Here is a 14,711-nt window from a genome sequence, read left to right on the forward strand (position 1 = left end):
AAAAACGGGAGGCATAAAGCCTCCCGTTTCTTTACCTGTGGATTGCCGTTAGCACTTTATAGTCAAACCGCAAACCTCAGAAGATAAGTGAACTTAGTTCCACTCATCCAGTTCAACGCGACGGTTCTGGAAGCGACCTTCTTCAGTCTCGTTAGACGCGACCGGCTGCTCTTCACCGTAACCTACTGCACGCATACGGTTAGCTTCTACGCCACGGCTCGCCAAGTAGTTAGCAACAGATTGAGCACGCTCTTGTGACAAGTTTTTGTTGTACTCGTCAGAACCGCGTGAATCAGTGTGGCCTTCGATGCTTACGCGAACATCAGGGTTGCTGACCAAACGCTCAGCAACACCGTTAAGTACACTCTGAGCGTTTGAGGTTAGCTGAGCGGAATCAAACTCGAAGTTAACGTCTTGCAGAACTACGCTATCCGGGCAACCCAGGGCGTTCACTTCTACACCAGCAGGAGTGTTCGGGCACTGATCACGGTAATCGGGCACACCGTCGTTATCGGAGTCAAGCGGACAACCGTTGGCATTAACTTCAACGCCAGCGGGAGTGCCTGGGCACTGATCGCGGTAGTCCGGCACGCCGTCACCGTCAGAATCTAGCGGGCAACCCTCGGCGTCAACTGCGACACCAGCAGGCACTTCGCCGTAGCTCGGGCACTGAGGTGCAACCGGCTCAGGCGTACGATCAGCACATAGCAGACCGCCGATAGCAGCACCAGCTGCGGCACCAGTAGCAGCACCGCTCTCTTCATCAGAACTACTGCTGGTGGCGTAGCCAATGCTGCCACCGATAACACCGCCTGCCAGACCACATACCGCAGGGTGCTGGTACCAGCTGCGGTCGCTACTAGCGCTTGCTTGGCCAGAAGACTGTGAGGCCGAGCTGGCACAGCCAGATAGGCCAACTACCAGTGCAGAACCGATTAGCAAGCCAGTCGTTGATTTTTTCATGCAAGACTCCTTCTTGATCCAATGCTGAAATGGCCTTTAGTGACCAAATCTATCCAATGCTTCTTATTGCGAGAGCATCCATTTTTCGCCTGTCCTGTATCACCAGTTTTTCATCGAGCTCTCAGTACTAAATACTGACGTACTAAACGCTCAATGCCCAGTGGCTACAAAACGTTGTGCCTATCATTAACGCTTAAGCGTAAAAAGGCAACAATGCCAAGATATCAACTTCTTGCCAATACCGACATCCTTCAGCATAGCAAAATTGCCGCAATGGGCACTAAAAAATAGTTTGCTATGCTTTTGGGCGGTTTAAACCGCTCAAAACCTGTCATTAATGCAGCGCTTTGCTGCCTTGGGCACGCCATTTCAGCACTGCCCGAGCTGCTTCCAATACGGCATCGCGCATCTCATTTTCTACCATCAGCCGCTCTTTGTCTTCCTGCATACGCTCTCGGGGCGACAACTGTTGACGGGCGGTATGGGTATTCAGGTGTTGAGTGCGGCTGTAGTGCTCGGCAAATGCCTTAAATTCAGCTCGTTCCGTTAAGCTAGGATCAATGATCTCCAGTAACACCTTGCACCGCCATGCTCCTTCGGTAATATCGACCTGCTCCTGAACCAGCGCGCTTACTACATAATCGAGGTTTTCTAAGCTATTTTGTTGAGCACGAGCGTCTTCATCACGACGATAAGCTTCTCGACGACTTACCTCTTTGCGTAACGACCATGCGTAGAAACACAGCCCTACAATGACTGCAATCGCCACGGCGAGTATTACCAGCGCTACCGTTGAGCTCATGAAACTCCTCATTAAGCGGATAAATTGCTTGACGAAAATTGTACACCCTTATACCACTATTCTGCCAATAGCATCTAGGCTTGCTTCTCCTCTTGCTGCATAGCAGTCCAACTCGTCTTCGGATCACCAAGCAAGCGCAGCAGCGTAGTGATCAAGTAATAGCGCCCCAAAAACACCTAATAAATAGCGAATTGAGAACCAGAATGCGCCAATAGGAGCAACAGGATCCTGCCCACGCCACACTCGCCAATTCCACACCATGAAGCGTGCATTCAGGCACAGCACGACCACTAGGTAGAGCGCGCCGCTCATGCCTATCATCACCGGCAGTAAGGTAGCTAACACCGTTAACCACCCATACAGCCAAATTTGCAGACGCGTAAAAGGAATGCCGTGGGTAACGGGCAGCATGGGGATACCAGCCCGGGCATAATCATCGCACTTGTGAATGGCCAGCGCCCAAAAATGGGGCGGCGTCCAGGCAAAGATAATCAACATTAAAAGCAAAGGTTCGGGCGTAATTTGCCCAGTAATGGCGACCCACCCCAGCAGCGGCGGCGCAGCGCCAGCAACGCCGCCAATAACGATATTTTGTGGCGTAGCCCGCTTTAAAAAGGCGGTATAAATCAGCGCATAACCAATCAGAGAGGCAAAGGTTAGCAATGCGGTTAAATGGTTAACCTGCCACGCCAATAGCGCAACACCCGCGACAGAAAGCAAGCATGCCCATCCCAGCGCGATGGCTACGGGTAGACGTTTACTTGCCACAGGACGACGAGACGTTCGTGTCATTACCGCGTCCAAGTGGCGGTCGATGACATGGTTAAAAGCCGCCGCACCGCAAGAGGCCAAGCCGATACCGGCTAATCCAAGAATTACGTTCGTCAATGGTGGTAGGCCCGGAGTTGCTAATGCCATCCCTACGGCAGCACATACCAACATAACGGCAACAACTTTAATCTTGCACAGGCCAAGTAGCTCTTTCCAGCCCCACACCATAGAAGGCACTGCCGTGGGTAGCGTCATTGTTATATTTCGCATGGCATGCTTCCCTTTTATTGAGCAATAACGTTGCTATAAGGTGAATGAGTCGTCGTTGAGTAAACGCCAGCTTCATGGTAGCGCCAACGCCACCAGGCCCAAACGAGTCCGACGGCCAACGCAATCGCGCCCGCTGTGTGCAGTATCGCCAGCCAAAGCGGCAACCAAAGCACCACATTGGCCACCCCCAAAGCCGCCTGCAGCGCATACAAACCGACGACAATCGCTAGCGGCCTTACCACACTCTGCCACTGTCGATAACGCCACCAGAGCACTATTAGCCCGACACCAAGCAACAATGCCCCTAGGCGATGAACCACTTGAATCGCGGTACGTGCATCGGCATGCAAATGCCCATGTAGGTAATTGGGCCCCACGGTTTGGGTGAGATGAAAGCCTTCGCTGATATCCATTGCGGGCATCCACTGGCCATTACAAGTAGGAAAACCTTGGCAGGCAATACCGGCATAATTGCTGGACACCCACCCACCTAAAGCCAATTGCACTACCAGCAAACATGCCGCAATACCCCACCACGCATTCACTCGCCGAGGCTCACTTGTGGTCTTTGGCGCAACGACGAGGCGTAAGCGAAGATGTAGCCAAAAGAACAGCAGCAGTACACTCAACCCGCCCAGTAGGTGAAGGGTAACGACTTGAGGCCATAACTTGAGCGTAACGGTGAAGGCACCAAAAGCGCCCTGGAGCAAAATAACCACCAGCAGCAACAAGCTTAGGTGCCACGGGTAATCGCGGCGATGGCGCAACGACCAACCCAAGGCTACAACGCTAACGACTACCAATCCCAGCAGCGTCGCGATATAGCGATGCACCATTTCTACCCACGCTTTAAAGGGCTCCAACGGGACATCGGGATGGCGAAGCGTGGCGAGATCACTATCAGGAACTAATAGCTTGCCGTAGCAACCTGGCCAGTCAGGACAGCCTAAACCAGCATCGACTAAGCGCGTCCAGGCACCTACCAGCATCACTACGGCAGTAAACAGAGTACCTACCAGTGTTAATCGCACTAACCAGCGCAAGCGGCGCTCAAATGAATCGTGCATGGCGTTTCCTTAACAGCAGAGGCTAGCGCGCTTTATTGAGGATTCACTTTAAGTAGATGCTGGATATCCTCGAGCACATCCTCAGTGGCTACGTTGGCCTCAAAGGCCAGTGCTGGTCGCCCCATTGGATCAAGCAGCCAAACCGAGTTGGCTTGACGCCACGGGGGCAAGCGTTGCCATTCGCTGGTCATTTCTCCTGGAAGCGATTCGGGATCCCCACCAATCCGCAGGCGGATTAATCTCGGCGCTTCGCGCCCTAAAGCACGGTGTAAACGCCAAAACTCATCCTTACGCTGCTCACACTGCTGAGCGCAGTCAAAGGCCAACACCCACTCCTCTTGGCTATTGACCGCAGCTGTTGTTAAAGGCCACTCGTCAAGCATGGGCAATTCCAGCTCCACATTTCCGTGGGCAGTATGGCGATCTGGAATACCGATACGTAACTCGACCATTCCCCAAGCAGCAACCATGGGTGCCGCAAATACGACAAAAATAAGGATTAACTTGAGCCGCTGACGGCGAATATGTCTGGCGTCCTGCATACTCTTCACCTCTGTTTATTTTTATTAACTAACACTTTTTTATCAGCGCCATCGCGACGCAATTTATATCCGCCAATAAACATAACCATTAAGGCCGCCAGTGCCAGCCCCCACCACTGAAAGGCATAGCCCATATGCCGGCTGGGTGGCATCACATTGGCTTCCCACCATGGGATTAAAACCCCATCGCCTTCGCTGGCGTGCAACCAGCCTGGGTAGCTAAACACGCCTAGTGAAGCGTGCCAGGGCTCAAGGCTAAGCTGCTGCAGCCTTACCCCTTCTCTATTTTCTCCATATAGCGGCCCGCCGGACTGAACCTCCTGCCACTCGCCAATCACTTCGACCGTACCGCTGGGAGTGGTTGTCTGCGGCGTTTCACGACGCGGCCCAGTGGCTAAAAAGCCACGCTGTATCAGCCAAAGCTGCCCGAAACTATCGCGCAGCGGGGTTAGCACGGCCACCCCCACTCTTCCGTCTACAATGCGATTATCCAAATAGAGCGTTTGCTCCGCCAAATACTGCCCACGCAACGTTACCTGGGCGCCTTGAGCTGGCTGCTCGGTAGGTTGCACTAAGGTAGGGGCTGCATCGCGAACGGCGATGGCTAACCGCTTGTCATCTGCCCGCCCCCACTGCCATAGTCCTAAACTAATACCCAACGCCACCAGCAAACTCCAAAACAGACACCAACTATAAAAACGCCATTGCCGAGAGGGATTCATCATGTGGTTACAACTACTCATTGCCGCCGTGTTTATTGCGATGGTTATCAGCTTGGCCATGGGCGCCGTTTTCCTGATTCGAGATAACGTCTCTTCCCGCCGCCTATTACTCTCTCTCAAATGGAGAATTGGATTAGCCTGTCTGCTCATGGCCCTTATTATTTTCGGCTATTGGTCGGGCCAGTTAGGCTAATGTGGCTATAAGACGTAGACAAAAATAAACAGCCCAACCCACACCACATCAACAAAGTGCCAGTACCAGCAAGAGGCTTCAAAACCAAAATGGTTTTCGTCGCCAAAGTGGCCCTTGATAATGCGTACCAGCATGGCGGCTAAAATCAGCGTGCCGATAATCACGTGCACACCATGAAAGCCGGTTAAAATAAAGAATGTTGCCCCGAAAATTCCGGCTTCCAAGGTAATGCCATAATGAGCGTAGGCCTCGTAATATTCGACACCCTGGATCATGATAAAGCAGCAACCCAATAGCACAGTTCCCGTTAGCCAGTTGCGGCAAGTCTTCCGGTCACCCACTTTTAAAGCTTCGTGAGCAACGGTGAGCGTGATGCTGGAAGTTATCAAAATCAGCGTATTGACGAGAGGCAGTTGCCACGGGCTAAAGACTTGTTCAGGGCCCGCAATGGATGAATCCGGTGGATTCAACAACGGCCACGTGGCGACAAAGTCAGGCCATAGTAATGCGGAAACACCTTTTGCCCCCTCTCCTCCTAACCATGGAATAGCAAACATGCGTACGTAAAACAGCGCGCCAAAAAAGGCGGCAAAAAACATTACTTCCGAAAAAATAAACCAACCCATACCCCAACGAAACGAGCGATCCATCTGATCATCATAAAGCCCTCCACGAGACTCACTAATGACATCACGGAACCAGAGCCCCATCACCGCAAGAATGCCCGCCACACCGATTAACACCAGTGGTAACCCGGTGTCGTAAACGAGTTTAATGCCCGTGCCGACCATCATGGCGCCTAGGGCAACCGAGCCGAGAACAGGCCATCGGCTACTCGCCGGAACATAATAGCTACCACTGCTCATATCGCTTCTCCCGCCGCTTTATTGTTCTTGGAACTGTTCTTGGAATCGTTCTGAGAGTCTTTATTGGAACTGCTATTAAGCGCGTTATTTAAAGTGATGCTTTGAATTTCGCGTTCTACCGGATACAAGGTATACACCAGTGTAATGGTATTAATGTCATCAGGAAGATCTCTCGCCAACTGGAAAACGAGCGGGATCGTCAGTCGCTCATTGGCCTGCAACTGTTGCTCCTGAAAACAGAAGCAGCTGATTTTACGTAGATGAAGCGTGGCATTGGAGGGTGACACACTGGGTACTGCTCTTCCCCAACTCTCGCTATGACTATTATTGGTAAAAGTAAAATCGACTTCCGCCATTTGTCCGGGGTGCACACTCATTTGGCGCATTTCAACGCTCATTTGCCACGGCAGGCCCGGGCTACCACGCGTGATAAATTGCACATTTATATAGCGTGACTCATCGACTTCTTCGTGCACGACGCTCTTCGCAGTGGCGTCCACCTTGCCGTTAATACCAGTAATGCTACAAAAAACGTCATAAAGCGGCACTAGTGCAAAGGCAAAGCCAAACATGCCTATCAATGCGGCGATTGTTCTAATAACCGTGCGGCGCACACCTACCCTTGCCTGCTCTTGGCTATCCATAACACCTCTTAGGCCAGTGACCCATGTGCTTTATGTCATTGCTAGTGGGACGTACGATGAAACACTGGCGGCGTTTCAAACGTATGTAGTGGTGCCGGACTAGGCACCGTCCATTCTAAATCCTCGGCCCCTTCCCAGGCTTTTGCTGGCGCTTTTTTGCCACCGCGCACACACAGTATGACGCCCAATACAAATAGCAGTTGAGATGCGCCAAAGAAGAAGGCACCGATGCTTGAGAGTAAATTAAAGTCTGCAAACTGAAGGGCGTAGTCAGGAATCCGCCGCGGCATTCCCGCCAAGCCTGCGAAGTGCATGGGGAAGAAGGTTAGATTGACACCAATAATCGAGAACCAGAAGTGCCACTGGGCCAGCTTCTCATTGGGGTAATGCCCGGTCCATTTAGGCAGCCAGTAATAGACCCCTGCCATAATCGCAAAGATTGCCCCAGGGACTAGCACATAGTGAAAGTGAGCAACGACAAAGTAGGTGTCGTGATACTGAAAATCCGCCGGTGCGATCGCCAGCATAAGTCCTGAAAAACCACCAATGGTAAACAGCACCACGAAGGCTAAAGCAAACAGCATCGGCGATTCAAAACTAATCGAGCCGCGAAACAGTGTGGTTACCCAGTTAAATACCTTCACGCCGGTTGGCACGGCGATCAGCATGGTGGAATACATAAAGAACAACTCTGCCACCAAAGGTAGACCCACTATAAACATATGGTGAGCCCAGACTAAAAATGACAGCAGTGCAATGGCCGCAGTGGCGTACACCATGGAAGCGTAACCAAACAAAGGCTTACGCGCGAAGGTGGGGATGATCGCGGAGACAATACCAAAAGCGGGCAGAATCATGATGTATACTTCGGGATGCCCAAAGAACCAGAATAGATGCTGGAACAAAACCGGATCCCCACCGCCTGCCGCGTCAAAGAAGCTGGTGCCAAAGTTGATATCCATCAACATCATCGTGATGACACCCGCTAGCACCGGCATTACCGCAATTAATAGGAAAGCGGTAATCAGCCATGTCCATACGAATAGCGGCATATCCATTAAACGCATACCCGGCGCACGCATATTTAAAATGGTCGCGATGATGTTGATGGCACCGAGAATGGAACTAATACCGGCAATATGTAGCGCAAGAATAAAGAAAGTTGTCGAAGGTGGAGCAAAATTTGTCGACAGTGGTGCATAAAACGTCCAACCAAAATTAGGGCCGCCGCCGGGCATTAGTAGTGTTGAAAGTAGCAGTGTGAATGAAACAGGAAGAAGCCAAAAACTGAAGTTATTCAACCGGGGCAACGCCATATCTGGCGCGCCAATCTGCAACGGTATCATCCAGTTGGCTAACCCGGTGAAAGCAGGCATTACCGCAGCGAACACCATGATCAAGCCGTGCATGGTGGTCATCTGGTTGAAAAACTCAGGCTCGACCAACTGCAAGCCGGGTTGAAAAAGCTCGGCCCTGACCACGAGGGCGAATATCCCCCCGATGAAAAACATCGTCAGCGAAAAAATCAGATAAAGAGAGCCGATCTCTTTATGATTGGTGGTCAGTAGCCAGCGCAAGATGCCTTTCGGCGGCGCAGCATGACCATGGGACTGCCCATCGGCGACGGCCGTAGTGTTATGTTGCAGCGGTGGCTGAGGAGGTAGTTTGGGCGCCATGTGTCTCTCCGAAATATTGTTGTCTGATTGAGTGGCAAACCAACATCACTGGGCAATTAACTCAGCTACTGCAGAGGGCTGCACGACATCACCCGTATCATTACCCCAGGCGTTACGTGTATAGGTGACCACAGCCGCTATCTCAACAGGGTTTAAGGTGCTGCGGAAAGCAGGCATAGCGGCACCCGATACACCGTTGACCACCTTATCTAAATGCCAATCCACATCATTGATGAGCTGTTCGTTATTTGCCAACGCGGGAAAGGCGGGTGGAGAACCTTGGCCTTCGGCCTGATGACAAGAGGAGCAGATCGATTGATACACCGATTCGCCGCGCTCAACTAGCTCATCCATTGCCCATTCACGGTCAACCCCCATGGCTTCCTGCTCAGCAGCCTCTTTACGCTCAGCCAGCCAGCTATCAAACTCCTCCTCCTCCACAGCGCGCACCACCACAGGCATAAAGCCGTGGTCGATACCGCACAGCTCAGCGCACTGCCCGCGGTAAATACCCGGCTCGTTGATCTTCACCCAATTCTCATTGATAAAGCCGGGAATCGTATCCTGCTTAACCGCTAAATCCGGCACCCACCAAGAGTGAATAACGTCATCTGAGGTCATTAGAAAGCGCACTTTACGATTTATCGGCAGCACCAGCGGCTCATCAACCTCTAATAGGTAGTGCTCTCCGCGAGTTTCTTCTCCGCTGATTTGCGTTCTCGGCGTACTCATATTGGAGGTGAATGCCACATCTTCACCCAGGTATTCATAGCGCCAACGCCACTGCTGGCCGGTAATCATTACATCCAACTCGGCGTCGGATGAGTCATACATGTTTTTTAAAGTTGCGGTGGCGGGCACCGCCATACCTACCAGGATCAAGATAGGGATAGCTGTCCATAACACTTCCACACTAGTGTGCTCATGAAAGTGGGCGGCCTTTGCACCTTTGGAATGGCGATAGCGAAACAGGGAGTAGAACATTGCCCCAAACACCACCAATCCAATCACGACACATATCCAAAATATGGTCATGTGCAGGCCGTAAATATCGCTACTCACATCGGTAACGCCGACAGGCATGTTCCAACCGTTCGTTTGAGCCTGCGATCCACTTGCAGCAAGGGATACAGCCATTAGCCACCACCGTGAACGCATAGAGACCTCCAGTTTTATTGTTGTTATTTCTTATCGTTAGATTAGGGTAGGATGAAATTAGATATTAGCAGTATAGAAAATATGTGAGATTCGTCACGCTTTGCTTATTTAACGCTATCAACGCTTTTCAGCGGGCCGCAAACATGGCCAAAAAAATAAGCATCAAAACGAACAGTAGCGTAATCACCATCCCCGTAACGAGGTAGGCTGCGGGCCTGCCACTACTAAAGTCCTCTTCCCGCTTTTGATTACTTTGAACGCCTAGTAGGGCTGCTAACACTGACTTGACTACAGACCACATACCACCTCCGGTTTTTTGGCTCTCGTATCAATCTAAGGCTGAAGGGTTAGCCACTATTATGATAGGCCTATATAAGCATTTACAGCCACGTAAATGACCGCCTATAGTTTCTCAATGTGAGATACTCAGCCAATTCTCAGGATCAGCGCCACCCAATGGAGTGCCTTATGCTCAAGCGCCACCTCGCCTTACCCATCACACTGTTTTTGATTATTCCGCTGCTGCTGGCAGGCTGTACGACTTACACTTGGCCGGATGGGTCTCAGGAAACCGTCATCGGCGTAGTGCCTGAAGAAGAGAATCAACGCTATGAGGAAGAACGCGTTGATGGCGTGCGCTATCGCATTCCCGATGAAATCCCGGAAAAGCGCAGCGAGTAATTATCGAAGTCGAGGCAGCGAAAGCTGTCACGCCTTTCGCTTGGTATGCGCGGTGGCGAGTGCTGTCAGTGGGTCTTCAGGCCAGGGATGCTTTGGATAGCGGCCGCGCATCTCTTTGCGTACTTCTGGATAACCCTTCTGCCAAAAGCTAGCTAAGTCCTGGGTGACTTGCAACGGCCGACGCGCGGGAGAAAGTAGATGAATCATTACGGCAACGGCACCATCGACAACGGTGGGCGTTACTCGCCAGCCAAAGGCCTCTTGCAGTTTCAACGCTAACACAGGCGGTCGTTGGGAAAGGCACGGCAGGTAGTCTAAGCCAACCTGCTTGCCGCTAGGAACCTCAAGCGCTAAAGGAGTTAACTGCGCAAATTCACTTTGTGCTTCCCAGGTCAGTGAATTGAGCAAATAGCGCTCTAGCGGCAATTTCTCAATTTGACTCAATCGTTTAATACCGATTAGATAAGGGGCTAGCCAGCTCTCTAATGAGGCTAATAGCGCTGGCTCTGTCCAATCGGGCCACTCGTCCCTCTGGTAATCGCGAAGTAGCGCCATTCGCCCACGCAACTGCTGTAAATTATCGCTAAATAACTGCTCGGGCCGCTGACGTAGTGCATTCAATAGCGCCTCTTTCACCGCTTCCTCGGGTAAGTGTGCTAAAGGTCGTTTGGCAACGACGAGGCTGCCGTGTGCTTGCACTTCTTCACCGATTAAACGGCCCTGTTCTTGCGACCACGCCACTCGTGGCTGCCATTGGCGAATGCCAGGATATAGCAAAAGCAGCGACTCAAGTGATAACGGTTCGCCTGAGATGATCCGCGCCTGTTCGCCAGCCGCACTATTTAATGCGACAGCAACAACGTAGGCTTGATGCGCCAACGTATCGTTTAACGGCAGCGTAGCGGTTTTTCCATTGGCAAGCCGAAACTTACCCGGCTCAATTGACTGGCCAAGGCGCTCAGGGTACGCCAGCGCTAAGAGTGGCCCAAGCGGAACTAGCACGGCGTCCTTAAGAGCCACTCCTGCTCGTTTAGCCAGCCTAAGTGCTTCGCGCTGCCAACTGGGGAAGCGTTTAGGCTGACGCAGTCGCAGTGCTAACGCATCGTGCAGGGATCGCACGTTGCTGTCGCGCTCTTCAAGGAGCGCCGCTACCCCACAGGCTAGAGACATAGCATGGAAGTCTGAAGCCCGCTCTAGCATCACGGCAATTCTCGGTTCAACTGGCCACTTGGCACAGCGGCTACCTAGAGGGGTAAGCTTGTGCTCGTGATTTAACACGCCTAATTGCTCGAGCAGCGATTGGCCACTGCGCCAGGCACCCTCCGGCGGCGATGTTACCCAACTTAGTGCTTGGGGTGATGCGACGCCCCAGCACGCCAATTCGAGCACTAGCGATGAGAGATCCGCTTGCTGAATTTCAGGCTCACCATAAGGCGCCAACGGCTGCTCCTGGGCCCAGAGCCGATAACAACTACCTTCCCGCTGACGTCCTGCACGCCCCCGACGCTGATCGGCACTGGCGCGATTGATCCGCCGAGTCGTTAAACGGGTTAGCCCGGTACGCGGCTGAAAAAGTGGCACCCGCTCCAGGCCACCGTCAATCACCACGTTCACACCATCCACGGTAATGCTCGATTCGGTGATAGCGGAGGAGACGATAATTCGCTGTTTTGATGTATTCGCCGCCAAGGCTGCCTGCTGTTCAGCAATACTCATTCTGCCGTGCAGCGGCCGAATCGCTAGATGGGGCAGCGTTTTTTCCAGCGCCTGAACCAAGCGATTAATTTCGGCGACACCCGGCAAGATTACCAGTATGCCTTGAGTACCAGGCAGGCATAGCGCTTCCTCAACCACCCGAAGTGCATGGCGAAGGCTCTCCTCACCACTCAGGGAAGGACGATAAGCCGTCGCCACAGGATACTGGCGCCCATGGCACTCAATAACAGGTACCTGCTCGCCCAACACCCGCTTGAGCGCTTCGACATCCAATGTTGCCGACATCACCAGTAGGCGCAAATCATCGCGAATACTGGTCTGCACATCCAGCGTAAGCGCCAATCCCACATCGGCTTCTAAACTGCGTTCATGGAACTCATCAAAAATGATCCCGGCAACGCCTTCTAACAGCGGGTCATCTTGTAACATGCGAGTGAGTACGCCTTGGGTCACTACTTCCAGGCGGGTTTGCGCGCTCACACAGCTATCTCCGCGCATCCGATACCCCACCGTTTGGCCAACGTCTTCACCCAATTCCTGGGCCATAAAGCTAGCCGCCAAACGCGCCGCTACACGACGAGGCTCAAGTAACAGTAGTTTTTGCCCTTTGACCCACTCTTCTTCAAGTAAACAGAGCGGCACGCGGGTGGTTTTACCCGCCCCGGGCTGGGCAATCAACATCAGCCGATTATGGGTAGCAAGGATGCTTTTGAGCGGATCAAGATACTGCTCAATAGGCAAAGCGCTCATGTGAAGGTTACTTTTCCACACTGTGAGCGTCTGCACTGCTTTTAGGTGCAGAATTGGGCGCGGGTGCAGTAACGCCGCACCCTTTTAGAATAACGTGCTCAAGAAAGGTGGAGATGGATTCAAGATCATCCTCAGTTAACGCATCGCGGCCTAGAATACCGCTGACCTGGGCACTATATTCAGTGTAGTGCTGGGTGGAAGACCAAATCAGGAAAATCAGCCAGCGCGGATCGACAGCATCCATTTTTCCCTGAGCTGACCATTGGTGAATGATTGCGGCACGAGAAGCCACCCAATCGCGCAACTCCCCCCCCAGATAATCACCTAAGAAGGGAGCACCGGCTAAAATTTCCGCCGCAAAAAGTTTTGAGCCTTCGGGATAGCGCTGACCAAGCACCATTTTGGTGCGGATAAAGTCACTGAGTACCGTCGCGGGATCACTATCAGGAGTAATGTCTTCAAGCACTTCGTTCCAGCGGCGCATCATGCGGTTAAGCAGTCGCACATAAAGCGCTTGCTTACTGCCCATGTAGTACAGAATATTGGCTTTGGGGAGACCGGCTCGATCAGCGATCATTTGCAAGCTCGCCCCGCGGTAGCCGTGCTGCGAGAACACCTCCTCAGCGGCCACCAGAATACTTGCTTCTATTCTTTCCCGGCTAGGGCTTTCATAAGTGGCAGTGACGGCGGTCATTAACAGTATTCCCCAATAGCGTGAGTGATTCTTAGCTTGAATGTTAGTTTCAGACGAATGCTTAGCTGGGTGAGTGGATAGACTAGACTGCCCCAAAAGTTAGCATTTCACACCAGTTTGCCCCACACCTGTGCAGTGATCAAATACTTGCAAGGTAGGGCGTTTTTCCCAAGCTCAACCTGTATTGACCGATCGGTCATCACAAGCCCGGTCTATACAAACACAGTGGAGTTCGGCATGGCAACAATTGCGTTCCTGCTCAATGGCACCCGTCCGCGGTGTAACGCTTCACCCGACACCAGCATTTTAACTCTACTGCGCGAGCATTTGTCCCTAACGGGCACCAAAGAGGGCTGCGCTTCCGGATGACTGTGGCGCCTGCACCGTGGCGATTGGCGAGTCAACGGCTGGGATCCAAAAGTTTACCAGCGCTAACGCCTGTATTACGCCTGCTCTCCAGCTATAGGGCAGGCACTTGGTAACGGTTGGGTTGTCGGAAAAAGGTCACCTGCACCCAGCTCAGGAAGCGATGATCGAATGCCATGGCAGTCAGTGTGGTTTTTGTACGCTAGGCATCGTTATGTCGCTTTTCACCTTACATAGCGATCTTACTCAACGCCCTGCTCCGCTATTACAAGAACTGTTACCTGAACGCCTGGAAGCTGCCCTGGGCGGTAATTTATGCCGCTGCACCGGCTATCGCGCTATTCGAGATGCGGCGCTGCGTATGAATGATACGCCCTACGAGCGCCCTCAGTGGTATGACGCTACGCTGCCAGCGTCAGAAAGCGAAGTTCAGACTACAGACTTTGGCTGGAGATTACTCAGCGCTTGGCGCCGCTCAAATCAGTTGATTGATGTTTCTCGGGTTGCCGAGCTACAAACAGTTGAAGAGGCCACTCATGGACATCAAACCGGCTGGTGGATAGGCGCTGGGGTTACCTATACCCAGCTCGAACCGCTGTTTGAAAAGCACTTTCCTGCGTTTGCTCATCTGCTGCATCGGCTTGGCTCCCAGCAAATTCGTAATCGGGGAACCCTGGGTGGCAATATCGCCAATGCCTCTCCCATTGGTGATACGCCACCCGTGCTACTTAACTTGAGTGTCTACTAAACTGGGGGCACTCCAAGGTTTTTCTACTCAAAATCTACGACTTACCATTAAGAGTGGTGAGTGGTGAGTGGTGAGTGGTGAG

At 52.3% G+C, this 14,711-nt stretch carries 15 protein-coding genes and 1 pseudogene; 3 read left to right on the forward strand and 13 right to left on the reverse strand.

The features are described 5' to 3' along the window. Positions 1-93: 93 nt before the first annotated feature. The 6 genes from HZU72_RS21330 to HZU72_RS21355 form a co-directional block, all read right to left on the reverse strand. The gene (locus HZU72_RS21330) at positions 94-963 is read right to left on the reverse strand and encodes an OmpA family protein (protein ID WP_180095715.1); all 870 of its coding nucleotides are present in this window, start codon (positions 961-963) and stop codon (positions 94-96) included. Between the two features lie 334 nt (positions 964-1,297). Beyond that, entirely contained in the window at positions 1,298-1,765 is a 468-nt protein-coding gene (locus HZU72_RS21335; RefSeq protein ID WP_180095717.1) for a DUF2489 domain-containing protein, read from the reverse strand. 123 nt (positions 1,766-1,888) lie between these two features. Further along, entirely contained in the window at positions 1,889-2,806 is a 918-nt protein-coding gene (gene cyoE / locus HZU72_RS21340; protein WP_180095719.1) for a heme o synthase, read from the reverse strand. A 14-nt stretch (positions 2,807-2,820) separates the two neighbouring features. Then, positions 2,821-3,873: a COX15/CtaA family protein gene (locus tag HZU72_RS21345; RefSeq protein ID WP_180095721.1), complete on the reverse strand. Its 1,053-nt coding sequence runs from the start codon at positions 3,871-3,873 to the stop codon at positions 2,821-2,823. A 32-nt stretch (positions 3,874-3,905) separates the two neighbouring features. Beyond that, positions 3,906-4,415 carry a redox-active disulfide-containing membrane protein gene (locus HZU72_RS21350; RefSeq protein WP_180095723.1) on the reverse strand — a complete coding sequence of 170 codons (510 nt, stop codon included), beginning with the start codon at positions 4,413-4,415 and terminating at the stop codon, positions 3,906-3,908. Positions 4,416-4,420: 5 nt separating this feature from the next. Further along, positions 4,421-5,140 (reverse strand): SURF1 family protein, encoded by a 720-nt coding sequence (locus HZU72_RS21355; protein WP_180095725.1) that lies wholly within the window; start codon positions 5,138-5,140, stop codon positions 4,421-4,423. Here HZU72_RS21355 and HZU72_RS21360 point away from each other — a divergent pair. After that, a complete protein-coding gene (locus HZU72_RS21360) occupies positions 5,139-5,330 on the forward strand; it encodes a DUF2909 family protein (protein WP_180095727.1) in 192 nt (63 codons plus the stop codon). The two genes, HZU72_RS21355 and HZU72_RS21360, sit on opposite strands and share 2 nt — an antisense overlap. 5 nt (positions 5,331-5,335) lie before the next feature. Here HZU72_RS21360 and HZU72_RS21365 read toward each other — a convergent pair whose 3' ends face one another. The 5 genes from HZU72_RS21365 to HZU72_RS21385 all read right to left on the reverse strand — a co-directional run bounded on the left by HZU72_RS21365 (position 5,336) and on the right by HZU72_RS21385 (position 9,975). Continuing rightward, positions 5,336-6,196 carry a cytochrome c oxidase subunit 3 gene (locus tag HZU72_RS21365; protein WP_180095728.1) on the reverse strand — a complete coding sequence of 287 codons (861 nt, stop codon included), beginning with the start codon at positions 6,194-6,196 and terminating at the stop codon, positions 5,336-5,338. After that, positions 6,193-6,840, reverse strand: a complete 648-nt coding sequence (locus HZU72_RS21370; RefSeq protein WP_180095730.1) for a cytochrome c oxidase assembly protein — start codon at positions 6,838-6,840, stop codon at positions 6,193-6,195. Before HZU72_RS21370 ends, HZU72_RS21365 begins: the two co-directional genes overlap by 4 nt. 41 nt (positions 6,841-6,881) lie before the next feature. Next, the gene (gene ctaD, locus HZU72_RS21375) at positions 6,882-8,516 is read right to left on the reverse strand and encodes a cytochrome c oxidase subunit I (protein WP_180095732.1); all 1,635 of its coding nucleotides are present in this window, start codon (positions 8,514-8,516) and stop codon (positions 6,882-6,884) included. Positions 8,517-8,561: 45 nt separating this feature from the next. Continuing rightward, positions 8,562-9,674 (reverse strand): cytochrome c oxidase subunit II, encoded by a 1,113-nt coding sequence (gene coxB / locus HZU72_RS21380; protein WP_180095734.1) that lies wholly within the window; start codon positions 9,672-9,674, stop codon positions 8,562-8,564. A gap of 127 nt (positions 9,675-9,801) precedes the next feature. Further along, positions 9,802-9,975, reverse strand: coding sequence for a DUF2970 domain-containing protein (locus HZU72_RS21385; protein WP_180095736.1), 174 nt, complete (start codon positions 9,973-9,975; stop codon positions 9,802-9,804). A 167-nt stretch (positions 9,976-10,142) separates the two neighbouring features. Here HZU72_RS21385 and HZU72_RS21390 point away from each other — a divergent pair, with 167 nt between their 5' ends. Further along, on the forward strand, positions 10,143-10,355 hold the full coding sequence (locus HZU72_RS21390; protein WP_180095738.1) for a hypothetical protein: 213 nt from the start codon (positions 10,143-10,145) through the stop codon (positions 10,353-10,355). A 27-nt stretch (positions 10,356-10,382) separates the two neighbouring features. Here the strand turns inward: HZU72_RS21390 and hrpB are convergent, their stop codons facing one another. Then, on the reverse strand, positions 10,383-12,821 hold the full coding sequence (hrpB, locus tag HZU72_RS21395; protein WP_180095740.1) for an ATP-dependent helicase HrpB: 2,439 nt from the start codon (positions 12,819-12,821) through the stop codon (positions 10,383-10,385). Between the two features lie 7 nt (positions 12,822-12,828). Then, a complete protein-coding gene (locus HZU72_RS21400) occupies positions 12,829-13,515 on the reverse strand; it encodes a TetR family transcriptional regulator C-terminal domain-containing protein (protein ID WP_180095741.1) in 687 nt (228 codons plus the stop codon). A 237-nt stretch (positions 13,516-13,752) separates the two neighbouring features. Here HZU72_RS21400 and HZU72_RS21405 point away from each other — a divergent pair. Beyond that, positions 13,753-14,617: pseudogene (locus HZU72_RS21405) on the forward strand (FAD binding domain-containing protein); the annotation flags it as partial. Positions 14,618-14,711 lie beyond the last annotated feature (94 nt).

Source organism: Vreelandella sedimenti, assembly GCF_013416325.1.
In the GTDB taxonomy this organism is placed as follows: Bacteria; Pseudomonadota; Gammaproteobacteria; order Pseudomonadales; family Halomonadaceae; genus Vreelandella; species Vreelandella sedimenti.